Genomic DNA, 26,964 nt, shown 5'->3' with positions numbered 1-26,964 from the left:
ATAACGTCAAACTTCCACCCCCTCTTTTGTACACATACGGCTCATGACGGTTCGGGGGTCGGGGGCGATAGGCTTTTGCCGTGATCAGCGCGATACGCCGAGGGGGCAGTGAAGCCCCCGGCTGCCGCCCGACCCGCGACAGCGGCCGGGCCGACCGTGCGTTCGCCGATCCCTTCCGTCCGGGCACGCCGCGTTCTGTGGCTGATAACGACCTGGGCATCTCTCATCCGGGCATAACGTCGACTTCGACCGGAATCACCGCGTCGAGGCGTTGTGTCCTTTCTTCCACCGACGTCACGCAACGGCGCGCGACAGGAGTCAGAGGACATGCAGACCAAGCTGGACGAAGCCAAGGCCGAGCTGCTCGAAAGGGCCGCTCGGGTAGCTGAGCACAGCCCGGTCGGGGGGCGACTTCCGACGGGCCCGGAGGGTGCCGGGAAGCGCCCCGACCGGGACACCGTGCTCGAGTACCTCCAGCGCTACTACCTGCACACCGCGCCGGAGGACCTCGGCGACCGGGACCCGGTCGACGTGTTCGGTGCCGCGCTCTCGCACTTCCGCCTGGCGGAGAACCGCCCGCAGGGCACCGCGAACGTGCGTGTCCACACTCCGACGGTCGAGGAGAACGGCTGGACAAGCAGCCACTCCGTCGTCGAGGTCGTCACCGACGACATGCCCTTCCTCGTCGACTCGGTCACCAACGAGCTCTCGCGCCAGGGCCGCGGCATCCATGTCGTGATCCACCCGCAGGTCCTCGTCCGCCGCGACCTCACGGGCAAGCTCATCGAGGTCCTGTCGGCACAGATCCAGGGCGAGCTGCCGCACGACGCGCTCACCGAGTCCTGGATCCACGTCGAGATCGACCGGGAGACCGACCGCGCCGACCTCAAGCAGATCACCGCCGATCTGCTGCGTGTCCTGTCCGACGTCCGCGAGACGGTCGAGGACTGGGACAAGATGCGCGACGCCGCGCTGCGGATCGCCGAGGGCCTCCCGGCCGAGCCCACCGCCTCCGACCTGCGTCCCACCGAGGTGGAGGAGGCCCGCGAGCTGCTGCGCTGGCTCGCCGACGACCACTTCACCTTCCTCGGCTACCGCGAGTACCAGCTGGTCAACGGGGACGCCCTGGCCGCCGTGCCCGGCACCGGTCTCGGCATCCTGCGCTCCGACCCGCAGCACACGGGCGACGACCAGGGCCACCACGCCCACCCCGTCTCGCCCTCCTTCAGCCGACTGCCCGAGGACGTCCGCGCCAAGGCGCGCGAGCACAAGCTGCTGATCCTGACCAAGGCCAACAGCCGATCGACCGTGCACCGCCCCTCGTACCTCGACTACGTCGGTGTGAAGAAGTTCGACGCCGACGGCAACGTCATCGGCGAGCGCCGTTTCCTCGGCCTGTTCTCCTCGGCCGCGTACACCGAGTCCGTCCGCCGGGTGCCGGTCGTCAAGCGCAAGGTCCAGGAGGTCCTGGCGGGCGCGGGCTTCTCGCCCAACAGCCACGACGGCCGCGACCTGCTCCAGATCCTGGAGACGTACCCGCGCGACGAGCTGTTCCAGACCCCGGCCGACCAGCTCCAGTCCATCGTCACCAGCGTCCTGTACCTCCAGGAGCGGCGCAGGCTGCGGCTCTACCTGCGCCAGGACGAGTACGGCCGCTACTACTCGGCCCTCGTCTACCTGCCGCGCGACCGCTACACGACCCGCGTCCGGCTGCGGATCATCGAGATCCTGAAGGAGGAGCTCGACGGCACCAGCGTCGACTTCACCGCCTGGAACACCGAGTCGATCCTGTCCCGGCTGCACTTCGTCGTCCGCGTCCAGCCCGGCACCGAGCTGGCGAAGCTCACCGACGCCGACGTCGACCGCATCGAGACCCGGCTCGTCGAGGCCGCCCGCTCCTGGTCCGACGGCTTCGGCGAGGCGCTCAACGCCGAGCTGGGCGAGGAGCGTGCCGCCGAGCTGCTGCGCCGCTACGGCAACGCCTTCCCCGAGGGCTACAAGGCCGACCACTCGCCGCGCGCGGCCGTCGCCGACCTGGTCCACCTGGAGGCCCTCGCCCGTACCAGCGGCAAGGACTTCGCGCTCTCCCTGTACGAGCCGGTCGTCGCGGGCCCCGGCGAGCGCCGTTTCAAGATCTACAAGACGGGTGATCCGATCTCCCTCTCCGCCGTGCTCCCGGTGCTCAACCGGCTCGGCGTCGAGGTGACCGACGAACGCCCCTACGAGCTGCGCTGCGCCGACCGCACGCACGCGTGGATCTACGACTTCGGTCTGCGGATGCCCGTCTCGACCGGCAACGGCGGCGACTACCTCGGCGACGACGCGCGCGAGCGCTTCCAGGAGGCCTTCTCCGCCACCTGGACCGGCGAGGCGGAGAACGACAACTTCAACTCGCTCGTCCTCTCCGCCGGGCTCACCTGGCGCGAGGCGATGGTGCTGCGCGCCTACGCGAAGTACCTGCGCCAGGCCGGTGCGACGTTCAGCCAGGACTACATGGAGGACACCCTCCGCAACAACGTCCACACCACCCGGCTGCTGGTCAACCTCTTCGAGGCCCGGATGGCGCCGGAGCGCCAGCGCGCCGGCACCGAGCTGATCGACGCCCTCCTCGAGGAGCTGGACGCCGCCCTCGACCAGGTCGCGAGCCTGGACGAGGACCGCATCCTGCGCTCCTTCCTCACCGTCATCAAGGCCACCCTGCGGACCAACTTCTTCCAGAAGACGGCCGACGGCACCCCGCACTCCTACGTGTCGATGAAGTTCGACCCGCAGGCCATCCCGGACCTCCCCGCGCCCCGCCCGGCGTTCGAGATCTGGGTGTACTCCCCGCGCGTCGAGGGCGTCCACCTGCGCTTCGGCAAGGTCGCCCGAGGCGGTCTGCGCTGGTCCGACCGCCGTGAGGACTTCCGTACGGAGATCCTCGGCCTGGTCAAGGCGCAGATGGTGAAGAACACCGTCATCGTGCCCGTCGGCGCCAAGGGCGGCTTCGTTGCCAAGCAGCTCCCGGACCCGTCCGTGGACCGTGACGCCTGGCTGGCCGAGGGCGTCGCCTCGTACAAGACCTTCATCTCGGCGCTGCTCGACATCACCGACAACCTGGTCGCGGGCGAGGTCGTGCCGCCGGTCGACGTGGTCCGCCACGACGAGGACGACACCTACCTGGTGGTCGCCGCGGACAAGGGCACCGCGACCTTCTCCGACATCGCCAACGGGGTCGCCGAGTCGTACGGCTTCTGGCTCGGTGACGCCTTCGCCTCCGGCGGTTCCGCCGGTTACGACCACAAGGGCATGGGCATCACCGCCCGGGGCGCCTGGGAGTCCGTCAAGCGCCACTTCCGCGAGCTGGGCCACGACACCCAGACCGAGGACTTCACGGTCGTCGGCGTCGGTGACATGTCCGGCGACGTCTTCGGCAACGGCATGCTGCTCTCCGAGCACATCCGTCTGGTCGCGGCCTTCGACCACCGCCACATCTTCATCGACCCGAACCCGGACGCGGCCGTCTCGTACGCCGAGCGCCGCCGGCTCTTCGACCTGCCCCGCTCGTCCTGGGCCGACTACGACCCGTCGCTGCTCTCCGCGGGCGGTGGCATCCACCCCCGTACCGCCAAGTCGATCCCGGTGAACGCGCAGGTCAGGGCCGCACTCGGCATCGAGGACGGCATCACCAAGATGACCCCGGCCGAGCTGATGAAGGCCGTGCTCCACGCGCCCGTCGACCTGCTGTGGAACGGCGGCATCGGTACGTACGTCAAGTCCTCGGCCGAGGCCAACACCGACGTCGGCGACAAGGCCAACGACGCCATCCGGGTCGACGGCCAGGACGTGCGCGCCAAGGTCGTCGGCGAGGGCGGAAACCTCGGCGCGACCCAGCTGGGCCGCATCGAGTTCGCCCGCACCGGCGGTCCCGAGGGCCAGGGCGGCAAGATCAACACCGACGCCATCGACAACAGCGCCGGCGTCGACACCTCCGACCACGAGGTCAACATCAAGATCCTGCTCAACGGGCTCGTCGCGGAGGGCGACATGACCGTCAAGCAGCGCAACAAGATCCTCGCGGAGATGACCGACGAGGTCGGCAGGCTCGTGCTGCGCAACAACTACGCGCAGAACACGGCCCTCGCCAACGCCGTCGCCCAGTCGCCGTCCCTCCTCCACGCCCACCAGCGGTTCATGCGCCGCCTGGGCCGAGACGGAGCCCTCGACCGCTCCCTGGAGTTCCTGCCCAACGACCGGCAGATCCGCGAGCTGCTCAACAACGGCCGCGGTCTGAGCCAGCCGGAGCTCGCCGTCCTCCTCGCGTACACCAAGATCACGGTGGCCGACGAGCTCATCGGCACGGAGCTGCCGGACGACCCGTACCTGCGCGGGCTGCTCCACGCGTACTTCCCGACGCTGCTGCGCGAGCAGTTCACCGAGGCCGTCGACAACCACGCGCTGCGCCGCGAGATCATCACCACCGTTCTGGTCAACGACACCGTCAACGCCGGTGGCTCGACCTTCCTGCACCGCCTCCGCGAGGAGACGGGCGCGTCGATCGAGGAGATCGTCCGCGCGCAGACCGCGGCCCGGTTCGTCTTCCGCCTGGGCCAGGTCTGGGACGCCGTCGAGGCCCTCGACAACCAGGTGCCGGCCGATGTCCAGACCCGGATGCGGCTGCACTCCCGCCGGCTCGTCGAGCGCGGCACGCGCTGGCTGCTCAACAACCGGCCGCAGCCGCTCCAGCTCACCGAGACCATCGAGTTCTTCGCCGAGCGCGTCGAGCAGGTCTGGGCGCAGCTGCCGAACCTGCTGCGCGGCGCGGACCTGGAGTGGTACCAGTCGATCGTGGAGGAGCTGACCGAGGTCGGCGTGCCGGAGGAGCTCGCGCTGCGGGTGGCCGGCTTCTCCTCCGCCTTCCCGATCCTCGACATCGTGGGGATCGCGGACCGGACGGAGAAGGACCCGCTGGCCGTGGCCGAGGTCTACTACGACCTGGCCGACCGGCTGCGGATCACCGACCTGATGGACCGGATCATCGAGCTGCCGCGCGACGACCGGTGGCAGTCGATGGCCCGTGCGTCGATCCGCGAGGACCTGTTCGCGGCGCACGCGGCACTGACCGCGGACGTGCTGGCGGCCGGGGACGGCGCTTCGAGCCCCGAGCAGCGGTTCAAGGACTGGGAGGAGAAGAACGCGGCGATCCTGGGCCGTGCGAAGTCCACCCTGGAGGAGATCCAGGGCTCGGACACCTTCGACCTGGCGAACCTGTCGGTGGCGATGCGGACGATGCGCACGCTGCTCCGTACGCACAGCTAGGGGAGTGAGAGGGAAGGGCCCCGCCGGTTCTCCGGCGGGGCCCTTCCCTTTCGCGCGCCCGTGTCCGGGCAAGGCCCTTCCCCCGGGCGCCCGGTCCGCTAGGCGGTCTCCTCCGGGGGGCCCGTCACCGTCGACGTCCACAGGCGGCGGGCGGCGAGCAGGGTCGCGGCGAGCAGCAGACCGTTGCGGAGGACCATGACGGTCAGTCCCTGGGGTGTGCCGGCGACGACCTGGTCGTACAGGACGGGGTACGCGAGTGAGCTCAGCGCGGCGGCCGGGAGCAGCAGGAGCGCCACCGGGCGCATCACCGTCGTGCGGGAGGTCAGGCAGACGGCGGCCAGGCCGAGCAGCCAGATCATGTACTGGGGGCTGATCACCCTGCTGGTGGTGGTGAACAGCAGGACGGCGGTGAGGGCCGCGTCGAACGGGGTGGCGGCGGTCCAGCGGTGGGCCCTGACGCGCCACAGGAGCAGCCAGCCGAGGGCGACGACGGTGAGCAGCAGGGCGAGGTGGCCGAGGGTGGAGACGTACGGGCCGACGTACTCGAAGGCCCCGTAGCGGAAATCGACCTTGCCCGGCCAGACGCCGGTGGCGTGCGCGAGTCCGAGGGCCGTACCGCCGAGGGACTCGATCTGGATGCCTCGGCTGCCCTGTTGCCGGAGGAAGCCGAGGGGCTCGGAGAAGAAGAGCGCGAGCGTGGCGAGGAGGGCGAGCGCGGCGACGGCCGCGGCGGTCCAGGCGTCGCGGCTGGTTCGGCCGCGGGGGGTGCCGATCAGGGCGAGCACCGGCCAGACCTTGACCATCGCGCCGATGCCCGCGAGCGCCCCGCCGAGCCGGTGGGAGGCGGTGGAGCGGGCGTTGAGGGCGAGCAGGGCGAGGACGGCGAGGGCCGTGGTCTGGACGTCGTAGCGGGCGAGCGGCAGGTGCAGCAGGAGCGGCAGGCCGCAGACCCAGACCCAGGCGCCGTGGGTGAGGCGGGCGCTGTCGGCGCGGGCGAGGGCGGCGGTGACGGCCGCGTCGGCGAGGAGGGTGAGGACGACGAACGCCTGGAAGTACGTCAGCCAGGGGAGGAGGCCCGGCGACATGATCACGAGCCCGGCGCCGGGCGGGTACTGCCAGGTGGCGTCGCCGGGCGGGAAGGTGCCCTGCGCGAACTGGGAGTACCAGTACCGGTAGAGGTCCACCTCGCGGCCCACCCCGCCGATGCCGAGGTTGTCGCGGAGGAGCAGCAGGACCATGCCGACCCGGGTGAGGAGCCAGACGGAGGCGAGGGCGAGGTAGGGGCCGCGGCCGACGGTGACGAAGGTGGCGGAGGTGAAGGTGTCCGAGTCGAAGGGGGACCCGGTGAGGGAGGGGGGCTCGGTCCCGGTCCGGTGCGGCTGCTGCGGGTGATCGTTCGTCATCCTTCCGCACTGTAGCCCGCAATGCGTTATTTGCCCGGTTTCCCGGGCCCTGTTCCGGTGCCTGTCGCGGTGAACTCCTCGTACGCCGCCACCACCTCCTTCGCCGGGCCGTCCATCCGCAGCGTGCCCGCCTCCAGCCACAGCGCCCGTTCGCAGGTCTCCGTGATGGTGGGGTTCGAGTGGCTGACCAGGAAGACCGTGCCCGCCTCCGCCCGCAGCTCGTCGATCCGCCGTTGGCTGCGGCGGCGGAAGCGCGCGTCGCCGGTGGACAGGGCCTCGTCGATGAGCAGCACGTCGTGGCTCTTCGCCGCGGCGATGGAGAAGCGCAGCCGCGCGCCCATCCCGGAGGAGTACGTCCGCATCGGGCGGGAGATGGCGTCGTCCTTCTCGTTGATGCCGGAGAAGTCCACGATCTCGGCGTACCGCTCCCGGACCTCCGCGCGGCTCATGCCCATGGCGAGGCCGCCCAGGACGACGTTCCGCTCGCCGGTGAGATCGTTCATCAGGGCCGCGTTGACGCCGAGGAGCGAGGGCTGCCCATGGGTGTAGACCTGGCCCCGTTCGACGGGCTGGAGGCCCGCGATGGCCTTCAGGAGGGTGGATTTCCCAGATCCGTTCGAACCGATCAGGCCAATTGCCTCGCCTCTCCGTGCGACGAAGCTGACCCCCTTCACGGCATGGACCCGGCGGGCGGCGGGCGCGGACCCGCCGCGCCGGAGCATCCGGCTCAGCGCGGCCGTCGCGGCGCCCCGGCCGCCGGAACGGCCGCCGTGGACGGTGTAGGTGATGTGGACGCCGTCGACCACCACGGTGGGGGTGCTCTCCGCCTCAGCCACGTCCGTACGCCTCCTCCGCCTTCCAGAACCAGATGAAACCGCCCCCGAAGGCCAGCAGGGCCCAGCCGGCGGCGAGCGCCCAGACGTGTGGCGGCAGCTGGGTGGAGGTGTGGCTCTCGATCAGCGCGAAGCGCATGAGGTCGATGTAGACCGCCGCCGGGTTGCACTGGAGGGCCAGCACGACGCCGTCGGGGAAGCGCCCGCCGCTCGCCAGGTTCTGGATCGACCACATCGCGCCCGAGGCGTACATCCAGGTGCGGAGCACGAACGGCATCAGCTGCGAGATGTCGGGAGTGCGGGCCGCGAGCCGGGCCAGGACGAGCGCCACGCCCGTGTTGAACAGTGCCTGGCAGAGGAGCGCGGGGACGGCGAGCAGCCAGCTCCAGGTGGGGAACTCGCCGAAGCAGAACAGGATCACGACGAGCGCGGTCAGCGAGAGCAGCAGCTGCTGGAGCTGCTGGAGCGCCAGTGAGATCGGCAGGCTCGCACGGGGGAAGTGCAGGGCGCGGACCAGACCCAGATTGCCGCTGATCGCCCGGGTGCCGGCCATGACCGTGTCCGAGGTGAACGTCCACACGAAGACGCCGGTGATGAGGAAGGGCACGTAGTCGGGGACACCCTGCTTGGCGTCCATGAGGACGCCGAAGATCGCGTAGTAGACGGCCGCGTTGAGCAGCGGGGTCATCACCTGCCAGACCTGGCCGAGCCGCGCCTGGCTGTACTGGGCGGTCAGGCGGGCCGTCGCGAAGGCGGTGATGAAGTCCCGGCGGGACCAGAGCTGTCGGACGTAGGCGGGGAGCGAGGGGCGGGCGCCGCTGACGGTGAGGCCGTGGCGCAGGGCGAGGGCGCGCAGGTCCTCCGCGGGGGCGTGCGGGTCCTCCGTGAGGGTGCGCGAGGTGGGGGTCTGCCGCGCCCGGTGCGTGGGTGCCTGGTGTGCGGGCGCCTGCTGTGCGGGCGGAGCCAGGATCTTGGTCACGGGCGGGCGCTTTCGACGAGGGGATGTGCGGCACGTACGTCGTCTGCGACGGAACGGGTCCGTATCGTCGCTACGGGGACAGTAGGACGCTTCCACGTCGGAACGCAACCGTATCGTCGTGACGGTTCCGGGGTGTCGCCGTTGGTTAGGATGCCGTTCATGACCGAACCGACCCCCCGCCGCGCCCCCGCCGGAGCCGCCGTACTCCGCGAGGACGTGACCGAGGCCATCCGGGCCGCCGTCTTCGAGGAACTCGCGGCCGTCGGCTTCGCCCGGATGTCCATCGAGGGCATCGCGCGCCGCGCGGGAGTCGGCAAGACCGCCGTCTACCGGCGCTGGAAGTCCAAGCTCTCGCTCGTCCTCGACCTCGTCGGCGCCTTCGCCGCGCAGGGCCTGCCGGCGCCTGCCACCGGCTCCCTGTACGGGGACGTCCGCGCGCTCCTCGAGGTCGCCTCGCACGCCCTGCGCCACCCGGTCGCCTCACAGGTCATCCCCGACCTGCTCGTCGAGGCGGCACGGAACCCCGAGATCGCCGAGGCCGTCACCGCCGCGCTCCTCGACGGTCAGCAGGGAGTCGTGACACAGATCGTCCGCGAGGCCGCCGAGCGCGGTGAACTCCCGGAGGACACCGACCCGGGCCGCGCCCTCGACCTGGTCGTCGGGCCGCTCTACTGGCGCCTCGTCGTCGTCCGTACGCCACTGCCCCCGGGGTACGTGGACGACCTGGCGCGGTCGGCGGTGGCGGCGCTCAAGGCCTGAGCGCGAGCGCGATCACCGTGCCGCCCGCCGCCGTGCGCGCGGCTGCTGCACGTCACCGCCCGCCACTGCTTCACCGCGCCGCCCGCCGTCGTGCGCCCGGCTACTTCACCGCGCCCGCCATCACCCCGGACGTGAACTGCCGCTGGAACGCGAAGAACACCACCAGTGGCACCACCATCGACACGAACGCCCCCGGCGCCAGCACGTCGACGTTGTTGCCGAACTGCCGTACCTGCTGCTGGAGCGCCACCGTGATCGGCGGCGACTGCGAGTCCGCGAAGATCAGCGCGATCAGCATGTCGTTCCAGACCCAGAGGAACTGGAAGATCCCCAGCGAGGCGATCGCCGGACCGCCGAGCGGCAGCACCACCCGGGTGAAGAGCCGTAGCTCGCTCGCCCCGTCGAGCCGCGCCGCCTCCAGGAGCTCGCGCGGGATCTCCGCGAAGAAGTTCCGCAGCAGGAAGATCGCGAAGGGCAGCCCGAAGGCCGTGTGGAAGAGGACCACCCCGAGGGTCGTCTCGAAGAGCCCCACCGCCCCGAAGAGCTTCGACACCGGGACCAGGGCGACCTGCACGGGGACCACGAGCAGGGCCACCACGCCCAGGAACCACCAGTCCCGGCCAGGGAACTCCAGCCACGCGAACGCGTACCCGGCGAACGAGCCGATGACGAGGACGAGCAGGGTGGCCGGGACGGTGATCATGACCGTGGAGAGCAGGGAGCCGGTGATCGTCTCGTTCGCGAGGAGATGGGTGTAGTTCTCGGTGGTCAGCCGGGCCGGGGCCGTGAACACCTGCCACCAGCCGCTCGCCGCGATGTCGGAGGGCGAGCGGAGCGAGGAGAGCAGCAGTCCGACCGTCGGCAGCAGCCAGAACAGACCCGCCAGGACGAGGAAGACCCGGACCGCGCCCCCGGCGGCCCGGGCGGCGGCCCGCGCCGCGAACGTCCGGGTGGCCGGGGAGCCCGCGGGCGGGGTGGTGACGTCGGTCCGCGCGCGCGTGCGGGTGGCGGAGGAACTCATCGGCGGGCCTCCCGGCGCAGGCGGCGGATGTTGAGGACCATCACCGGGACCACCAGGAGCAGCAGCAGGACGGCGATGGCCGAGCCGACCCCGAGATCGGCGTCCGTACCGAAGGACGAGCGGTACAGCTGGAGCGCGAGCACGTTCGCGTCGTCCTGGGCGGAGCCCGGCGCGATGACGAAGACCAGGTCGAAGATCTTGAGCACATTGATCATCAGGGTGACGAGGACGACCGCGAGGACCGGCGCCAGGAGCGGCACCGTGATCCGGCGGAACACCTGCCACTCGTTCGCCCCGTCCACCCGTGCCGCTTCGAGGAGTTCACGCGGTACCGCGGCCAGCCCGGCGCCGATCAGCACCATCGCGAACCCGGCCCACATCCACACGTAGGCACCGATCACGGCCGGGGTGACGAGCGTGGGGCCCAGCCACTCCACACCGTTGTACTGCTCCCGGAAGTTGCTCGCCGGGAGCCGGAGCACGGCTCCGTCCGCCCGGTCGGCGGGCAGTGTGAAGGTGCCGTCGGCGGCGGCCGTGGTCTCGGCGACGACTCTTCCGTCCTTGACGGCTTCGATCCGCAGCCCCGCGAGGCCGAGTTCCGCCGGGTCGACCGTGTTCGGCCGTCCGCCGCCGCCCCGGGTGAAGTCCAGCCAGGCCGTGCCGGTGATCGTGTCCGGCGTCTCCGGTGCCGCGTCCGGGGCCCGCGCCGGGCGGGCCTCCTTCGGCATGTTCCCCGGCGCCACCCCGATCAGGGGCAGCGGTACGGGTTCCCCGGCGCGGACCGGTTCCTCGGTGACGAACGCGCCGCCGTCGGCCGCCTTCAGCGGGTGGACGGGCAGCGGCCGGGCCCGGGGGAACCCGGAGGACTCGGCGAAGGTGTCGTGGACGCCGACCCAGACGGCGTTGGCGACCCCGCGGTCCGGGTCCTGCTCGTAGACCAGCCGGAAGATGATCCCGGAGGCCAGCATCGAGATCGCCATCGGCATGAAGACGACCAGCTTGAACGCCGTGCCCCAGCGCACGCGTTCGGTGAGCACGGCGAAGACCAGGCCGAGGGCGGTCGCCACCGCCGGGGCGAGGACCAGCCAGATCACGTTGTTGCGGACGGCGGTGCGGAGGGAGTCGTCGGTGACGAGCGCGAGGTAGTTGTCCAGGCCGACGAAGGAGGAGCCGGAGCGGTCGAAGAACGAGCGCTGGACGGAGTACCCGATCGGGTAGACGACGAGCGCGCCGAGCAGGAGCAGGGCGGGGAGCAGGAACCCCGCCGCCAGCGTCCTGCTCCGGTGGCCGCTGCGGAGGAACGCGGCCTTCTTGCCGGTGACGGTGACGGTGGCGGTGCGGGTGCCGGTGCCGGCACCCGCACCCGCACCGGAGTCCGTGCTGTCGCTGTCGCTGCCGTCGGCGCCTTCGCCGGTGGGGCGGATGCGGTCGGTCCTCGGCATGCCGGGGCCTCAGCCCTTCGCCGCGGCCCGGTACGCCTTCTCCGCGTCCGCCTCCAGACGTGCCTGGGCTCCCGCGATGTCCTTCGGGTTCTTCAGGAAGTCCTGGAGCGCCTTCCACTCGCCCTTGCCCGGCGTGCCGCCGAAGGACTGCGGCATCTGGTCCGACATGTCGAAGCGGAAGTCGTCACCGGCGCCGATGAGCGCCTTGGCGATCTCGCGCTGGACGTCGTTCGGGTACGCCGACGGGTCCAGGTTCTTGTTGGGGGAGAGGAACCCGCCCTCGGCCGCCCAGATCTTCGCCGCGTCCGGGGAGGCCAGGAAGGCGAGCAGTGCCTGTGCGCCCTTGGTGTCCTTGAGGGCCACGGCCGCGTCGCCGGCCGTCACCACGGGGGTGGTGCCGGTGCCGACGGCGGGGAACGGGAAGACCTTGGCGTCCGTGCCGATCTTCGCCTCGGTCTGGGCGATGTTGACGGCGGCGAAGTCGCCCTCGAAGACCATCGCCCCCTTCGGCCGGTCTCCACCCGTGAAGGTCTGGGTGACCGAGGCCGGGTACTCCGTCTGCAGTGCGCCGCTCGTACCGCCCGCGAGCAGGGCCGGTTTGCCGAACAGCTCGGCGAGCGTGGTCAGGGCCGCGGTGACCGAGGGATCGGTCCACTTGATCGTGTGCTTGGCCAGCTGGTCGTACTTGGCCGGCCCCGCCTGGGACAGGTAGACGTTCTCGAACCAGTCGGTGAGGGTCCAGCCGTCCGCGCCGCCCACCGACACGGGGGTGACGCCGGAGGCCGAGATCGTCTCGGCGGTGGTGAGGAACTCCTTCCAGGTCTTCGGCTCGGCGGCGCCCGCGTTCTCGAAGACGGCGGTGTTGTACCAGACCAGGGACTTGTTGGCGGCCTTGAAATAGACCCCGTACTGGGTGCCGTCGACCGCGCCGAGCTCCTGCCAGCCGCGCGAGTAGTTGGCGGTCAGTTGGGCCTTCGCCTCCGGGCCGACCGGCTTGAGCCACTTCTGCGCGGCGGCCTGCTGGATCGCGCCGACCTGCGGGAGCATCGCGACGTCGGGCGGCGAACCGCCCGCGATCTTCGTACCGAGGAAGTTCACGATCGGGTCCTGGGCGGGCACGAAGGTGACGGTGGCGCCGGTGCGCTTCTCGAACTCCTTCAGGACCTTGGTGAAGTTCTCCTGCTCGGGGCCCGTCCAGACGGCCGCGACCTCGATCTTCTCGCCCTTGAGGGGGAGGGCGCCGCCGCTGGGCCCGGATTCCCCCGGGTCCTTCCCGGACCCGCCGTCACCGCAGGCCGCGAGGGCGAGTGCGGTGAGTGCCGTGAACGCCGTGATGGTCACCGCGGCCCTGCGTGGACGAAGAGTTGTACGCATCGCTGCCCCGTCTCTCCCGTGCGCTTCGCTGTCCCGTGCCGACAGGTCTACGCCGGGTGGCGGGGCCCCGCAATACCGCCTTCCGTGTCAAGTGGGCGATCGTGACGCCCTCGTGACGTCGGGTCAGCTGTGGGCCGCGGGGGTCAGCGGGGCCACGGGAGTCGCCTCGACCGAGCGCGCGGCGCGGTCGAGCGCGCTCGCGAGGAGCGCCAGGTCCGTCGGTCCGTTGCCCAGCTCGCGGACCGGGCGGCGGGTGGGCGGATCGCCCATCCGCTCCCACTCCAGGGGGACGACCGTGGGGCGGAGCGTCGCCGTCCGGGGGATCCGTCCGGTGACCCGGCCCGCCTGGAAGGGGGTCACCCGGCCGTCCGGATGCCCGAGGCGTCCGCGTCCGGCCGCCGGCACGTCCGGCCCCGTGGTCACCGGGGGCGCGTCGAGCACGATCCGCAGCCGGGCACCGTGGGCCAGCTCCGTGTCGGCGGTCCGGTCCGGGCGCGAGGAGGTCGCGACGAGGTGCACCCCGAGCCGCTCGCCGTGCCGCGCGACGGCCTCCAGCGCGCGCACCACGGACCCGGCGGCGGGCCGCCCGGAGGCGCCGAGCGCCGGAGCGACGAGGGCGTCGAAGTCGTCGACGAGGACGACCAGCCGGGGGAGATGGGCGGGGCCGGCGGCTCGCGCGGGGGAGTGCTCGCCGGTGGCGGGCCGGGGGATCCGGCCGCTCGCCTCGTCACCCGCGGGCCGGGCGACGCGGTCGCCGTCCGCGGTGCGGAGGGTGCGGCCGCTCGGGCGGTCGTCCAGGGGGGCGCCGTCCCGTCGCGGCAGCCGCCCGCTGGGCGTGTCCGCCAGGAAGGCGTCGCCGCCGGGCCGGGTCCGGGTACTGGGCCGCTCGTCGAGCGAGCCGTCCCCGGTGCGGGACGCGCGTCCGCCGGGGGACCCGCCGAGGCCGTCCGTGCCCGTGCGGGGCGTGCGTCCGCTCGCGTACCCGGTCAGGTCCTCCGCGCCGGTGCGCGCCGTACGGCCGCTCGGGTGGTCCGTGCCGAGGCCGTCGTCGCCCGTGCGCAGCGTGCGGCTGCTGGGGCGTGAGCCGAGGTCCTCCGACCCGGAGTACGTGATCCTCCCGCTCGGACGGCCCCCGAGGTCCTCGCCACCGGGGTACGGGGTGCGCCCGCTCGCCCTGCTGTCGAGGTCGCCGGAGTACGTGATCCGGCCGCTGGGGCGTCCGCCGAGGTCGTCGCCGCCGGGGTACGGGCCGCCCGTGCGTCCGCTCCTCGTGCTCGGGAGGGCGCCGATCGTGCCGTCGCCCGTGCGGAGCGTGCGTCCGATCGGTCGCTCCGCGAGGTCGCCGGTGTCCTGGAGGCGGACGGTCGCCCGGGCGCCCTGGGGCACCGACTCCGCCGCGCTCGGGGAACGCTGGCCGATCAGCCGGTCGCCGGCGGACGTCGCACGCGCGCCCCGGCGGTCGGCGAAGTGGCCGTCGCCCAGGATCTCCGCCCGGCGCTTCAGCTCCGCGCCGAGCGCCTGCGCGAACTCCCGCATCCGTACCGGATCCGAGGCGACCAGGTGCTCGGTGACGTGCGGCAGCTCCGTACAGGCCGCGAGACCTTCGCCGCGCTCTCCGCCCGCCCCGTCCACCAGGAGCAGGCCGAGCCGGTCGGGGCGGCCGCCGGCCGCGAGCGAGGCGGCGATCGAACGGAGCAGCTCCGTCCGCCCGCTCCCCGCGGGGCCCTCGATCAGCAGGTGCGGGCCCTCCTTGGTGAGGTCCACGGCCAGCGGCCCGCGCGGCCCCGCGCCCAGGACGGCCGTGCCGTCCCCGGCGGAGGCCCAGCGGGCCATCAGTGAGGCGGGGGTGGCCCGGGCGAGCCCGAGCTCGTCGAGCAGGCGTGCCGACGGGGGCAGCGCGGCGGCGCGGGCGCCCGGCGCGGCCGCGGCGTCCGTGCGCAGCGGGGCCAGCGCGCGGCCGAACCGCTCGGCCCAGGCGACGGAGACCGCGTCGACCACGCCGACGGTGCCGTGGCCCGCGACGCGCCCGCCGGAGGTTCTGAGCAGCCGCAGCGCCGTCGCCACATCGCCGCTGAGGAGCACGGCGGCCCCGCACTCGCGGAAGGCCAGGGAGGCGGCGCAGGCCGTCTCGTAGGTGGCGGCCACCGGGGAGACCGGGGAGGCCGAGGGCGCCTCCGCGAGGCACACGAGATGGATGCCGGCCGCCGCTCCGGCGCCGGCCAGCCGTGCCACCGTCTCGCGCAGAGCCGCCGAACCGGGGTCGCCGTCCACGACCACCACCGTCGTCGGCCCCTCGTGGCGGGCGGCGGCCTCGGCGACGGAGGCGCGGTCGGCGCTGGGCCAGCCGGGTCCGAGGGGGCCGTCGTCGAGCCGTCGGGTCAGCTCCGCCGTACGGGCCTGGGCCTGCTCGCGGTCGTACGCCAGGAGCAGCCGGCAGTCCTGGCCGTGGGCCGGGCGGACGTGCGGGAGCCAGCCGAGCCAGCCCCAGGCCCGGCGCCGCTCGTCGAGCGAGCGGTTCCGGTCGGCGCTGATGAGCACGATCTCCAGGTCGGAGGGGGAGTGCAGGGCGGCGAGCTGGGCGACCACGGAGCGGGCGAGCCCGGCGAGCCGGTCGGCGGGGCCGGCGAGGCCGAGGGACCCGGCCTCGCGCAGGCCCACGGTGACCGGTACGCCGGAGAGCTCGGCGCGGTCCGTCGTGCCCAGCCGGACCGCGAGGGACTCGGGGTGGTGCGGTCCGCGCTCCCAGAGCCGGGGGCCGGGGCCGAGGGCGGTGAGCAGGACGGTGGCCGGGTCGGGCCAGGTGTCGGCCACCGGCAGGGGGGTGGCGGCGCCGCCCGGCGCGCCGGTGCCGGGCCGGGTGCCGACGTGGGTGTCCGGTGCGGTGCGGGGATCGGAGGGGGCGGCCGGAAGTTCCTCCCGGCCGCCGGCCAGCCGCCGGGCCCACGCGCCGAGTCCGCGCTTGCCGCCCGGGCGGGTCGAGCCGGTCGGCGCCGTGTCGCCGCCCGCCGGGCGGGTCCTGCCGTGGGCCTCGCCGCCGCCGGGCCCGCCGACCGCGTCCTGGTGCTCCTCGGCACGGGTGTGGCCGGGGGCGTCGGCGCCGTACCGCTCGTCGTACCGCTCCGCGTACGGATCCTCGGGCGCGGCGTCGAACAGGACTCCGCGCGCCCCGCCGTGGGTGGTGTCGTCGGACGGTCCGCCGGGAGCCGTGCGGGGCCCGCCCGCCGGTCCGGGCCGGTCGGTACGGTCCGCCGGGTCCTGCCCGTCGCCCGCGCGGGCGACCCGCAGATGACCCTCGCCGTCCGGGGCCGTCGCCCTCGTCCCCGTACCGCCGAGGTCGTCGTCGGGGCCGGCCAGTCGGAGGGCGGACTCGCCGAGGCGGAGCACCGCGCCGGGGACGAAGCGGACCGGGCGGTCGCCGACCGGTGCGCCGTCGAGGGTCGTGCCATTGGTCGAGCCCCGGTCGGCGACGGTGATCCGACCGTCCTCGCCGACGGTCACCGTGCAGTGCGCGCGGGAGACGTCCGGGTCGTCGAGCGGCACGTCGGCGTCCACGGAACGGCCGATTCTGATCGGTCCCCCGTGCAGCAGGTGCACCCCGCCCGCGTCCGGTCCCGCGACCACGTGGAGCCGGGCGGTGGCCGTCTCGTCGGCGCGCTCGTCGGGGCCGGGGACCTGGAGGGAGAGGACCGCGCCGTCGACCAGCGGGGGCTCGCCGAGCACGCAGCGGCGGCCGTCGAGGCGCTCCGCGCCCGCGTAGAGCACGGTGGTGCCCGAGGCGGAGGTGTCGGGGCCGGTGACGGCGGCGGCGAGATTCGAGGCCACGGCGGCGAGAGCCGTCCCGGCGGGGGCCGTGACGAGCACGTCGCACGCACGTCCGGCGCCGTGGCCGGCGTACGGCGCGAGGACGGTCAGCCGGATCTGCATCGCCGTCAGCGGTCCCTTCTGCGCGACATGCCCGGCAGGGGAACCGCCCTGTGACTCCCCCCACCCGGCACGGACGCGTCGCCCGGTACAGGTCGGCACGCCGCGGGGCTCCCGACCCCTCGACACGACGTGCTGTAGGCATCCTCGCACCTGCCACCGACAACCCGCCCCCGGGTCGGCCGGAAGTGATCTTGAATGGTCGGCTGTGGACGCAAAAGTGCCTGGTTGAGCATGCCTTCGGAACATGCCCGGCAACCGTCGGACGCCCACGAGCGTCTTCATCCGGACAGAAGCCGCGTCCGGCACCGGACGCCCCCGGTCCGTGGCGGACCCCGGCCCGCCCCGTACCGGATGGCGGACGGAACCCCACCGGTCCCGTCCGCCGGCATCGGAATCGGCCTGTGGACGACCGACCTCTACCTCGTTCGGCGGCACTAAAGTGGGTCGGACACCCGGACGGGTCACAAACAGAGGACAGGGCCCGGGAACATCACCGGAAGACCCCAGGACCACGATCAGCAGGGAGCGCGTGACGTGCGGCCTATCGGCAGCAAGTACCTGCTCGAGGAGCCGCTCGGCCGCGGCGCCACGGGCACCGTCTGGCGAGCCCGCCAGCGGGAGACGGCCGGCGCCGAGGCGGCCGTGCCCGGCCAGCCCGGCGAGACCGTGGCGATCAAGGTCCTCAAGGAGGAGCTGGCCAACGACGCGGACATCGTGATGCGCTTCCTGCGCGAGCGGTCCGTGCTGCTCCGGCTCACCCACCCGAACATCGTGCGCACCCGCGACCTGGTGGTCGAGGGGGATGTCCTCGCCCTCGTCATGGACCTCGTCGAGGGCCCCGACCTGCACCGGTACATCCGGGACAGCGGCCCGCTCACCCCGGTAGCCGCCTCCCTCCTGACCGCCCAGATCGCCGACGCGCTCGCCGCCAGCCACGCGGACGGCGTCGTCCACCGCGACCTGAAGCCGGCCAACGTGCTGCTCGCCGAGCAGGGCGGCCAGATGCACCCGATGCTCACCGACTTCGGCATCGCTCGCCTCGCCGACTCCCCGGGCCTGACGCGCACCCACGAGTTCGTGGGCACACCCGCGTACGTGGCCCCGGAGTCCGCCGAGGGCCGCCCGCAGACCTCCGCCGTCGACATCTACGGCGCGGGCATCCTGCTCTACGAGCTGGTCACCGGCCGGCCCCCGTTCGCCGGCGGCACCGCCCTCGAGGTCCTCCACCGACACCTCAGCGAGGAGCCGCGCCGTCCCTCGACCGTGCCCGGGCCGCTGTGGACGGTGATAGAGCGCTGCCTCAGCAAGGACCCGGACCGGCGGCCGAGCGCGGTGAACCTCGCGCGCGGTCTGCGCGCGGTCGCCGCCGGTATCGGCGTGCACTCCACGCCCGCCCAGATCGAGGCCGCGGACGGCGTCGGGGCGCTCCTGGCCCCGGACCCGGCGCCCGCGCCCGTCCCGGGGACCCCGGAGGGACAGAACCCGGGAGCCGCCGACCCCACGCAGGTGCTGCCCAGCGGCGCCGGGCGTCCGCAGTACGACCCCGCCGGCGCGACCAGCGTCATGCCGACCTCCGGCCAGGCGGGTGCCGCCGATCCGACGGCCGTCATGCCCCCCGTGCCGCCGGGGCCGCCGCAGGGCGCGCAGTCCGAGGAGCCGCACCCCTGGCAGAACCAGCTGCGCGCCGCCCGCGACCGCAACGAGCAGACGCAGGTGCAGTACCTGGACCCGAGCCAGGACCCGCTGCGCCGCCGCCCGCAGCGGCAGCAGCCGCAGCAGCACCAGCAGCCGCCGCAGCAGCACCAGCAGCAGCCGGGCCAGTACGGGCAGCAGTCGCCGCAGCAGTACCAGCAGCAGCGTCCCGCCCCGCAGCGGCCGCCCCAGCCGTACCCGCAGCAGCAGCACCAGCCGCAGCAGTACGCGCCGCCGCCGCCCCCGCAGCAGTACGCGCCGCCCCAGCAGCAGTACACCCCGCCGCAGCCGCCGCCCCAGGCCCCGGCGCCGCGCGAGCCGCGTCCGCCGCGTCAGCGCAGCGCCAACCCGGTGCGGATCCCCGGCCTCGGCTGCCTCAAGGGCTGCCTGGTCATGATCGTGCTGTTCGTGGTCGCGGGCTGGCTGGTCTGGGAGCTGACCCCGCTCCAGGACTGGATCGCCGAGGGCAAGAGCTACTGGCAGGCCATCGGCGACGGCATCTCGTCGGTGACCGACTGGATCTCCTCGATCGGCGAGAGCACCGGCTCCGGGGGTGCTACCGGCGGTACGGGACAGTAATACTGCCGATTTATCGACTTCCGAGGGGTGATTTCCCCTCGGAAGTGACGTCCGGCGGCCGTGGACGCGTAACTTTGCACGCGAACCGCAGCCGCTGAGGGAGCAGTCTTGGCACGGAACATCGGCAGCCGCTACACCACCCACCAGATCCTCGGGCGGGGCAGTGCCGGAACGGTGTGGCTCGGCGAGGGGCCCGAGGGCCCCGTCGCCGTCAAACTGCTGCGCGAGGACCTGGCCTCCGACCAGGAGCTCGTCGGCCGCTTCGTCCAGGAGCGGACCGCCCTGCTCGGCCTCGACCACCCCCGGGTGGTCAAGGTCCGCGACCTCGTCGTCGACGGCAACGACCTGGCCCTCGTCATGGACCTCGTCCGCGGCACCGACCTGCGCACCCGCCTCGACCGGGAACGCCGCCTCGCCCCCGAGGCCGCCGTCGCGATCATCGCCGACGTCGCCGACGCCCTCGCCGCCGCGCACGCGGCCGGGGTCGTCCACCGGGACGTCAAGCCCGAGAACATCCTGCTCGACATGGAGGGACCGCTCGGGCCCGGCGGCGCCCACCCCGCCCTCCTCACCGACTTCGGCGTCGCCAAGCTGATCGACACCCCCGGCCGCACCAAGGCCACCCGGATCATCGGCACCCCCGACTACCTCGCCCCCGAGATCGTCGAGGGCCTCCCGCCGCGCGCCGCCGTCGACATCTACGCCCTCGCGACCGTCCTGTACGAGCTGCTGGCCGGCTTCACCCCCTTCGGCGGCGGCCACCCCGGCGCGGTCCTGCGCCGCCATGTCACCGAGACCGTCGTCCCGCTCCCCGGCATCCCCGAGGAGCTGTGGCAGCTGATCGTGCAATGCCTGGCGAAGGCCCCGGCCTCCCGGCTGCGCGCCTCCGAGCTCGCCGCCCGCCTCAAGGACGTCCTGCCCCTGCTCAAGGGCATCCCGCCGCTCGACGTGGACGAGCCGGACGCGGAGCCGGCCCCGGAGCCGTACGAGGAGGACACGTACCCGACCGGTACGGGCGCGGGTGAGCCCGGCCCGCGCCGGGCCGCCGTCCCGCTCGTCCCCGGCGCCTCGGCCGACTCCAACCGCGACACCCACACCTCCATGCGGGTCCCGGCGCCCGACGAGCTCTCGGGCGGCCCCCTGGGCACCGCCCGCGCTCCGCGCCCGGCGGGCGCCCGCAGACCCGGCTCGGCCCGACACAAGGCCGAGGCGGTCCGCAAGCGCCGGATCACCCTCACGGTCGCGGCGGTCGTCGTCGCGGGGGCGCTCGGTGCCGGCGGCTACCTCGCGGCCTCCGGGGACGGGGACGCCCCGCCGCAGGACTCGAAGCAGTCCTCGCAGCCGTAGGACCGCCCTCCCCGCGGGCGCCGGCGGCCAAAGGTTCGGCTCCTCGCCCGGAGCCGTTACGCTGGACGCGTGGCAGTCGTCGATGTATCCGAAGAGCTGAAGTCCCTCTCCTCGACCATGGGGTCGATCGAGGCCGTCCTGGACCTCGAGAAGCTGAGGGCCGACATCGCCGTGCTCGAAGAGCAGGCCGCGGCCCCGTCCCTGTGGGACGACCCGGAGGCGGCGCAGAAGATCACGAGCAAGCTTTCGCACCTCCAGGCCGAGGTCCGCAAGGCCGAGACCCTGCGTGGCCGCATCGACGACCTCGCGGTGCTCTTCGAGCTCGCCGAGGAGATGGACGACCCGGACACCCTCGCCGAGGCCGAGACGGAGCTCGTCTCCGTCCGCAAGGCCCTCGACGAGATGGAGGTCCGTACCCTCCTCTCCGGCGAGTACGACGAGCGCGAGGCGCTGGTCAACATCCGCGCCGAGGCCGGTGGCGTCGACGCCTCCGACTTCGCCGAGCGGCTCCAGCGCATGTACCTGCGCTGGGCGGAGCGCCACGGCTACTCCACCGAGATCTACGAGACCTCGTACGCGGAAGAGGCCGGCATCAAGTCGACCACCTTCGTGGTGAAGGCGCCGTACGCCTACGGCACGCTCTCCGTCGAGCAGGGCACCCACCGGCTGGTCCGCATCTCGCCCTTCGACAACCAGGGCCGTCGTCAGACCTCCTTCGCCGGTGTCGAGATCCTGCCGGTCGTCGAGTCCTCCGACCACGTCGAGATCGACGAGTCCGAGCTGCGCATCGACGTCTACCGCGCCTCGGGCCCGGGTGGTCAGGGTGTCAACACGACCGACTCGGCCGTGCGCATCACGCACCTCCCGACCGGCATCGTCGTCTCCTGCCAGAACGAGCGCTCGCAGATCCAGAACAAGGCGAGCGCCATGAACGTCCTCCAGGCCAAGCTGCTGGAGCGTCAGCGCCAGGAGGAGCGGGCCAAGATGGACGCCCTCAAGGACAGCGGCAGCTCCTGGGGCAACCAGATGCGCTCGTACGTCCTGCACCCGTACCAGATGGTCAAGGACCTCCGTACGGAGTTCGAGGTCGGCAACCCGCAGTCCGTCCTGGACGGCGAGATCGACGGCTTCCTGGAGGCGGGCATCCGCTGGCGCAAGCAGCAGGAGAAGTAGCCCCACGGCAGCATGTGTTCGGGCCCCGCACCTCTCGGTGCGGGGCCCTTCGCCGTCCCGTCCCGCCGCGTCCGTCCGGTCCGCGGATTCGCTGGCGCAAGCGGAATGAGGGCCGCTGGGACGCTTTGTCGACAAGGGAACTGGAGCCGCAGAGCCCGGAGTTCTGGGTTTACGTCACAGTTGCATCGTTGTATGTGGGACAGCTCGTGATCTTTCGGGCATTGCGCGCGCAACGACCTTGACGCTTCATCGGAAAATCGGAAGGGTGGCGAACTGGCATGCGCATTTCTGGGGCGCGTGCGACGGGGGCCGGCCCAGTAGTGAGCCGCTCCTGTCGCGGCCCCCGAGCGCTGCCCCATGACGAGATGAGCTACTGGGGGTAGCAGCCAGATGACCAAGCAGATGCGAGTCCGTATCGCGCGCATCGCCGCCGGTGCGGTGATCGCCGCCGGCGCGTCGCTCACCGCGGCGGGTGCGGCGCAGGCCGTGGGTGCCTTCAGCGAAGAGGGCCCGACCCCGAGCCCGACGACGACGTGCCTTCCCGGGGACGTCGGTTGCGAGGAGCCCACGGACCCGCCCACCACCGCGCCTCCGACCACGGAGCCGCCCACCACCGCGCCTCCCACGACGGAGCCGCCCACCACCGCGCCTCCGACCACGGAGCCGCCCACCACCAACCCGCCCACCACCGACCCGGGCACCACCGAGCCGCCGGTCACCACGCCGCCGACCACCGCCCCCGAGCCGGGCGACACGGACGCCCCCGGTGGGACCGACGCGCCGACCACCCCGGGTGACGACAACGGGTCGAGCGACCCCGGCACCTGCACCGTCGACCTCGACGGCGCCGAGTGCGTCGACACCGGCAACAACAACACCGACACCAACAACGCCGGCTCGCAGCCCGTGCAGCAGGGTCAGGCGAAGGAGGAGCTCGCCGAGACCGGTGCGGCCGAGACCTCGTTCCTGATCATCGGCGCCGCGACGATGATCGCCGGTGGCATCGGCTTCCGTATGCTGCCGCGCCTCGTCACCGGTGGCCGTGCCGCCGTCTGATCGATTCGATCGATCCGCGTACCCGCTCGCGGGACGCGCGGTGCCGGACCCGCGGCGCACGCCGTATGACGTGTGCTGCACCAGGTACAGCGCATGACGAAGGGCCGGGGAGCTTCTCCCCGGCCCTTTCTCGTGCTCTCCGGCCCGTGTGGGCGTCGCGCGGTCCGGCTAGACCGTCCGGACCGCCGCGAGCAGGGCGATCGCGGCCAGCAGGGCGATCGCCAGCGTCAGCAGCATCGCGGGCGAGAGACCCGGCGGGGTCAGTCGCTCCCGGTTCGCGCGGCAGACGGGGCAGCGGCCCTCGGCGACCGGGGCCGCGCAGTTGGCGCACACCAGTCGGTCGTAGGTCATGCGCTCTCCTCCTCCCGCACTGGGTACACACCAGGACAACGTCCGGTGGGGTCCGGACGTTCCCGCTACCACTGTGCCAGCTCGGCGGCGTTTCGGCGCGCCCCACCGGATTGCCCGGGTTCCGCCCCGAGGGGCGAAAAGGATAAACGGTGCAAGCCAGGACCGCGACTGCGCGGGCCTTCCCCGTTCGCGTAAGGTCACGCACACCTACTCCCGGCCGACCGTGGTGCATCCGTGATCCGATTCGACAACGTCTCCAAGTCCTATCCGAAGCAGAACCGCCCCGCGCTCCGGGATGTCTCCCTGGAGATCGAGAAGGGGGAGTTCGTCTTCCTCGTCGGTTCGTCCGGCTCCGGAAAGTCGACTTTCCTGCGGCTGCTCCTGCGTGAGGAGCGCGCCAGTCAGGGCCAGGTGCACGTCCTGGGCAAGGACCTGGCCCGACTGTCCAACTGGAAGGTGCCGCACATGCGGCGTCAGCTCGGCACCGTCTTCCAGGACTTCCGCCTCCTTCCCAACAAGACCGTGGCCGAGAACGTGGCCTTCGCCCAGGAGGTCATCGGCAAGCCGCGCGGCGAGATCCGCAAGGCCGTTCCGCAGGTGCTCGACCTGGTCGGGCTCGGCGGCAAGGAGGACCGGATGCCGGGCGAGCTCTCCGGTGGTGAGCAGCAGCGCGTCGCCATCGCCCGGGCCTTCGTCAACCGCCCGATGCTGCTGATCGCCGACGAGCCGACCGGCAACCTCGACCCGCAGACCTCGGTCGGCATCATGAAGCTGCTCGACCGCATCAACAGGACAGGGACCACCGTCGTCATGGCGACCCACGACCAGAACATCGTCGACCAGATGCGCAAGCGCGTCATCGAGCTGGAGAAGGGCCGTCTCGTCCGCGACCAGGCCCGCGGCGTCTACGGTTACCAGCACTGAGCAGCTAGGGGACAGAACACACCATGCGCGCTCAGTTCGTGCTCTCCGAGATCGTCGTCGGTCTCCGGCGCAATCTCACGATGACCTTCGCCGTCATCGTCTCCGTGGCCCTCTCGCTCGCCCTGTTCGGCGGCGCGCTGCTCATGCGCGAGCAGGTCAGCACGATGAAGGACTACTGGTACGACAAGGTCAACGTCTCCATCTTCCTCTGCAACAAGGCCGACGCGGCCACGGCGGCCAAGTGCGCCAAGGGCGCGGTCACCGCGCAGCAGAAGGAGCAGATCGAGTCCGACCTGCGGAAGATGGACATCGTCGAGACCGTCCAGCACGAGTCGGCCGACCAGGCGTTCAAGCACTACAAGGAGCAGTACGGCGACACCGCCATCGCCTCCGTGGTGACGCCCGACCAGATGCAGGAGTCGTTCCGGGTCAAGCTCAAGGACCCGGAGAAGTACAAGGTGGTGGCCACGGCCTTCGCCGGCCGTGACGGGGTCGAATCGGTCCAGGACCAGCGGAACATCCTGCAGAACCTCTTCGACCTGATGAACGGCATGAACATCGCCGCTCTCGGCGTCATGGGTCTGATGCTGGTCATCGCGCTGATGCTGATCGTCAACACCGTCCGTGTCTCGGCCTTCAGCCGGCGCCGCGAGACCGGGATCATGCGGCTCGTCGGCGCGTCCAGCTTCTACATCCAGATGCCGTTCATCATGGAGGCCGCCTTCGCCGGACTCCTGGGCGGCGCGGTCGCCTGTGTGCTGCTGCTCGTCGGCCGGTACTTCCTGATCGACCACGGCATCGCCCTCGCGGAGAAGATGCAGCTCGTCAACTTCATCGGCTGGGACGCCGTCCTCGCCAAGCTGCCGCTCGTGATCGCCATCGGGCTGCTGATGCCCGCCGTGGCCGCTTTCATCGCGCTGCGCAAGTACCTGAAGGTGTGACAAGACACCCCTGCCGGCACATGGCGTCGTATGGGCAAAGCCCGTGCGGCGCCATCGCCTTGTCCTAGAGTGGGCGCCATGCCGGCCGGCACCCGACACTTCTGTATCCGGCCCCGCGGAGTACTCCGTGGGGCCGTTCTGACGTTGGTCTTCACCGGGGTCCTCGCCACCGCCGCCGCCACCGGCTCCCTGCCCCGACAAGATTCCGCGGGTCCCGCGGGGGCGTCCACGCGTGCGGGGGAGCGGCCCTCCGGCGGCGCGGGCCGTGACACCGTCGACAGCGCCGCGCTGCGCCGGGCCGCCGCCGCGGCCATGGCCGACGGGAAGTCGGGCAAGCAGGCAGCCGAGGAGTTCGTCAGCCGCAGCGGGGACCGCTGGGGCGCGGTGTACGACAAGAGGGAGTACGCCGAGTTCGAGCAGTCCCTCGACGGCGCCTACACCGGTGTGGGGCTCTCCGCCGGACGGGCCGCCGAAGGCCGTGTCCGGGTCACCCGGGTACAGGCCGGCGGCCCCGCCGAGAAGGCCGGACTCCGCTCCGGCGACCGGCTCGTCTCCGTCGACGGACGCCCGGTCGACGGGCTCTCGGTCTCCGAGGTCGTCGCCCTCCTGCGCGGCGACGGGATCCCCGGCACCGCCGTCGCCCTCCGGGTCGAGCGCGGCCGCGCCGCCTGGACGCAGACCCTGCGGCGGGCCCGGCTCGCCACGGACCCGGTCACCGTCCGCCGCCTCGACGACGGGACCCTGATGATCCGGGTCGCCGCCTTCACCAAGGGCGCGGGCACCCGGGTCAGGGACGCGGTACGGGCCGCTCCGGCGGGTGCCGGTGTCCTCCTGGACCTGCGGGGCAACGCGGGCGGCCTGGTCGCGGAGGCCGCCGTGGCCGCCTCCGCCTTCCTGGACGGCGGCCTCGTCGCCACGTACGACGTGGAGGGCGAGCAGCGGGCCGTGTACGCCGAGGGCGGCGGCGACACCGTCCGGCCCCTGGTGGCACTGATCGACGGGGGCACCATGAGCGCGGCCGAGCTGCTCACCGGCGCCCTCCAGGACCGGGGCCGGGCGGTCACGGTCGGTTCGCGCACCTTCGGCAAGGGCTCGGTCCAGATGCCGAGCGCCCTGCCGGACGGCTCCGTCGCCGAGCTGACCGTCGGCCACTACCGCACACCGGCCGGTCACGCCGTGGACGGACGCGGTATCACCCCGGACCTGTCGGCCGGGGAACGGGCGGAGGAACGGGCGAGGACAGTATTGAGTGGCCTCGGAGGGGGCTCGTAGTGCGAAAATGACCGCACTATGGCAAAGGGACTCGTGAACGTGCAGGGCAAGCCTGCGAAGAAGAACCAGGACAAGGCGCCCGAGCGCAAGATCATCGCGCAGAACAAGAAGGCGCGCCACGACTATCACATCGTCGACACCTACGAGTGCGGCGTCGTCCTCATGGGCACCGAGGTGAAGTCGCTGCGGATGGGCCGCGCCTCGCTGGTCGACGGCTTCGTGCAGATCGACAACCACGAGGCGTGGCTGCACAACATCCATGTGCCCGAGTACATGCAGGGCAGCTGGACCAACCACTCGGCGAAGCGGAAGCGCAAGCTGCTGCTGCACCGCGAGGAGATCGACAAGCTGGAGTCGAAGTCGCAGGAGACGGGTCACACGATCGTGCCCCTCGCGCTGTACTTCCTCAACGGCCGGGTCAAGGTCGAGATCGCGCTCGCCAAGGGCAAGAAGGAGTTCGACAAGCGGCAGACCCTGCGTGAGAAGCAGGACACCCGCGAGACCAACCGGGCCATCGCGGCGGCCAAGCGCAAGCAGCGGGCGGCCCAGGCCGGCTAGCGGCGCGGCCGCGGGTAATACGCTGGCGACAGCGCCCG

Annotated in this window: 18 protein-coding genes; 10 read left to right on the top strand and 8 right to left on the bottom strand. The window is 72.3% G+C overall.

Annotated elements, in window-relative coordinates:
- Positions 1 to 327: 327 nt before the first annotated feature.
- Entirely contained in the window at positions 328 to 5,298 is a 4,971-nt protein-coding gene (locus IE311_RS02935; protein WP_189829883.1) for an NAD-glutamate dehydrogenase, read from the top strand.
- A gap of 98 nt (positions 5,299 to 5,396) precedes the next feature.
- Here IE311_RS02935 and IE311_RS02930 read toward each other — a convergent pair whose 3' ends face one another.
- The 3 genes from IE311_RS02930 to IE311_RS02920 are packed head-to-tail and all read right to left on the bottom strand — an operon-like array spanning position 5,397 to position 8,390.
- Positions 5,397 to 6,701 (bottom strand): glycosyltransferase 87 family protein, encoded by a 1,305-nt coding sequence (locus IE311_RS02930; RefSeq protein WP_189829882.1) that lies wholly within the window; start codon positions 6,699 to 6,701, stop codon positions 5,397 to 5,399.
- Between the two features lie 26 nt (positions 6,702 to 6,727).
- Positions 6,728 to 7,537: an ABC transporter ATP-binding protein gene (locus tag IE311_RS02925; protein WP_189829881.1), complete on the bottom strand. Its 810-nt coding sequence runs from the start codon at positions 7,535 to 7,537 to the stop codon at positions 6,728 to 6,730.
- Positions 7,530 to 8,390, bottom strand: a complete 861-nt coding sequence (locus tag IE311_RS02920; protein ID WP_189829944.1) for an ABC transporter permease — start codon at positions 8,388 to 8,390, stop codon at positions 7,530 to 7,532. The genes IE311_RS02925 and IE311_RS02920 overlap by 8 nt, the downstream gene beginning before the upstream one ends.
- A 282-nt stretch (positions 8,391 to 8,672) precedes the next feature.
- Here IE311_RS02920 and IE311_RS02915 point away from each other — a divergent pair, with 282 nt between their 5' ends.
- A complete protein-coding gene (locus IE311_RS02915) occupies positions 8,673 to 9,272 on the top strand; it encodes a TetR/AcrR family transcriptional regulator (protein ID WP_189829880.1) in 600 nt (199 codons plus the stop codon).
- 100 nt (positions 9,273 to 9,372) lie between these two features.
- Here IE311_RS02915 and IE311_RS02910 read toward each other — a convergent pair whose 3' ends face one another.
- From IE311_RS02910 to IE311_RS02895, 4 genes are all read right to left on the bottom strand, one after another.
- Positions 9,373 to 10,293, bottom strand: a complete 921-nt coding sequence (locus IE311_RS02910) for a carbohydrate ABC transporter permease (RefSeq protein ID WP_189829879.1) — start codon at positions 10,291 to 10,293, stop codon at positions 9,373 to 9,375.
- Positions 10,290 to 11,735: a carbohydrate ABC transporter permease gene (locus IE311_RS02905; protein WP_189829878.1), complete on the bottom strand. Its 1,446-nt coding sequence runs from the start codon at positions 11,733 to 11,735 to the stop codon at positions 10,290 to 10,292. The genes IE311_RS02910 and IE311_RS02905 overlap by 4 nt, the downstream gene beginning before the upstream one ends.
- A 9-nt stretch (positions 11,736 to 11,744) precedes the next feature.
- Complete coding sequence (locus tag IE311_RS02900; protein ID WP_189829877.1) at positions 11,745 to 13,109, bottom strand: ABC transporter substrate-binding protein; 1,365 nt, start codon at positions 13,107 to 13,109, stop codon at positions 11,745 to 11,747.
- A gap of 123 nt (positions 13,110 to 13,232) precedes the next feature.
- Positions 13,233 to 17,033 (bottom strand): FtsK/SpoIIIE domain-containing protein, encoded by a 3,801-nt coding sequence (locus IE311_RS02895; RefSeq protein WP_189829876.1) that lies wholly within the window; start codon positions 17,031 to 17,033, stop codon positions 13,233 to 13,235.
- A gap of 534 nt (positions 17,034 to 17,567) precedes the next feature.
- Here IE311_RS02895 and IE311_RS02890 point away from each other — a divergent pair.
- From IE311_RS02890 to IE311_RS02875, 4 genes are all read left to right on the top strand, one after another.
- Positions 17,568 to 19,304 carry a serine/threonine-protein kinase gene (locus IE311_RS02890; RefSeq protein WP_189829875.1) on the top strand — a complete coding sequence of 579 codons (1,737 nt, stop codon included), beginning with the start codon at positions 17,568 to 17,570 and terminating at the stop codon, positions 19,302 to 19,304.
- 108 nt (positions 19,305 to 19,412) lie between these two features.
- Positions 19,413 to 20,651: a serine/threonine-protein kinase gene (locus IE311_RS02885; RefSeq protein ID WP_189829874.1), complete on the top strand. Its 1,239-nt coding sequence runs from the start codon at positions 19,413 to 19,415 to the stop codon at positions 20,649 to 20,651.
- A gap of 69 nt (positions 20,652 to 20,720) precedes the next feature.
- Entirely contained in the window at positions 20,721 to 21,824 is a 1,104-nt protein-coding gene (prfB, locus tag IE311_RS02880) for a peptide chain release factor 2 (RefSeq protein WP_189829873.1), read from the top strand.
- Between the two features lie 390 nt (positions 21,825 to 22,214).
- Positions 22,215 to 22,880 (top strand): LPXTG cell wall anchor domain-containing protein, encoded by a 666-nt coding sequence (locus IE311_RS02875; protein ID WP_189829872.1) that lies wholly within the window; start codon positions 22,215 to 22,217, stop codon positions 22,878 to 22,880.
- Positions 22,881 to 23,048: 168 nt separating this feature from the next.
- On the opposite strand, the gene IE311_RS02870 is transcribed toward IE311_RS02875, so the two are convergent.
- Positions 23,049 to 23,231 (bottom strand): hypothetical protein, encoded by a 183-nt coding sequence (locus IE311_RS02870; protein ID WP_189829871.1) that lies wholly within the window; start codon positions 23,229 to 23,231, stop codon positions 23,049 to 23,051.
- 234 nt (positions 23,232 to 23,465) lie between these two features.
- Here IE311_RS02870 and ftsE point away from each other — a divergent pair, with 234 nt between their 5' ends.
- The 4 genes from ftsE to smpB all read left to right on the top strand — a co-directional run bounded on the left by ftsE (position 23,466) and on the right by smpB (position 26,926).
- A complete protein-coding gene (ftsE, locus tag IE311_RS02865) occupies positions 23,466 to 24,155 on the top strand; it encodes a cell division ATP-binding protein FtsE (protein ID WP_030223113.1) in 690 nt (229 codons plus the stop codon).
- Positions 24,156 to 24,178: 23 nt separating this feature from the next.
- Entirely contained in the window at positions 24,179 to 25,096 is a 918-nt protein-coding gene (gene ftsX, locus IE311_RS02860; RefSeq protein ID WP_189829870.1) for a permease-like cell division protein FtsX, read from the top strand.
- A gap of 78 nt (positions 25,097 to 25,174) precedes the next feature.
- Positions 25,175 to 26,368 carry a S41 family peptidase gene (locus IE311_RS02855; protein ID WP_189829869.1) on the top strand — a complete coding sequence of 398 codons (1,194 nt, stop codon included), beginning with the start codon at positions 25,175 to 25,177 and terminating at the stop codon, positions 26,366 to 26,368.
- 18 nt (positions 26,369 to 26,386) lie between these two features.
- Positions 26,387 to 26,926, top strand: a complete 540-nt coding sequence (smpB, locus tag IE311_RS02850) for an SsrA-binding protein SmpB (protein WP_229901671.1) — start codon at positions 26,387 to 26,389, stop codon at positions 26,924 to 26,926.
- Positions 26,927 to 26,964 lie beyond the last annotated feature (38 nt).

The sequence above is a fragment of the Streptomyces zaomyceticus genome (assembly GCF_014656215.1).
GTDB classification, from domain to species: Bacteria; Actinomycetota; Actinomycetes; order Streptomycetales; family Streptomycetaceae; genus Streptomyces; species Streptomyces zaomyceticus.
This window is presented reverse-complemented; position numbering and strand designations above follow the sequence as displayed.

Coding starts and splice junctions, on each gene's coding strand:
- IE311_RS02935 (WP_189829883.1), top strand. CDS start 328: ATGCAGACCAAGCTGGACGAAGCCAAGGCCGAGCTGCTCGAAAGGGCC.
- IE311_RS02930 (WP_189829882.1), bottom strand. CDS start 6,701: ATGACGAACGATCACCCGCAGCAGCCGCACCGGACCGGGACCGAGCCC.
- IE311_RS02915 (WP_189829880.1), top strand. CDS start 8,673: ATGACCGAACCGACCCCCCGCCGCGCCCCCGCCGGAGCCGCCGTACTC.
- IE311_RS02910 (WP_189829879.1), bottom strand. CDS start 10,293: ATGAGTTCCTCCGCCACCCGCACGCGCGCGCGGACCGACGTCACCACC.
- IE311_RS02905 (WP_189829878.1), bottom strand. CDS start 11,735: ATGCCGAGGACCGACCGCATCCGCCCCACCGGCGAAGGCGCCGACGGC.
- IE311_RS02900 (WP_189829877.1), bottom strand. CDS start 13,109: ATGCGTACAACTCTTCGTCCACGCAGGGCCGCGGTGACCATCACGGCG.
- IE311_RS02895 (WP_189829876.1), bottom strand. CDS start 17,033: ATGCAGATCCGGCTGACCGTCCTCGCGCCGTACGCCGGCCACGGCGCC.
- IE311_RS02875 (WP_189829872.1), top strand. CDS start 22,215: ATGACCAAGCAGATGCGAGTCCGTATCGCGCGCATCGCCGCCGGTGCG.
- IE311_RS02870 (WP_189829871.1), bottom strand. CDS start 23,231: ATGACCTACGACCGACTGGTGTGCGCCAACTGCGCGGCCCCGGTCGCC.
- ftsX (WP_189829870.1), top strand. CDS start 24,179: ATGCGCGCTCAGTTCGTGCTCTCCGAGATCGTCGTCGGTCTCCGGCGC.
- IE311_RS02855 (WP_189829869.1), top strand. CDS start 25,175: ATGCCGGCCGGCACCCGACACTTCTGTATCCGGCCCCGCGGAGTACTC.
- smpB (WP_229901671.1), top strand. CDS start 26,387: ATGGCAAAGGGACTCGTGAACGTGCAGGGCAAGCCTGCGAAGAAGAAC.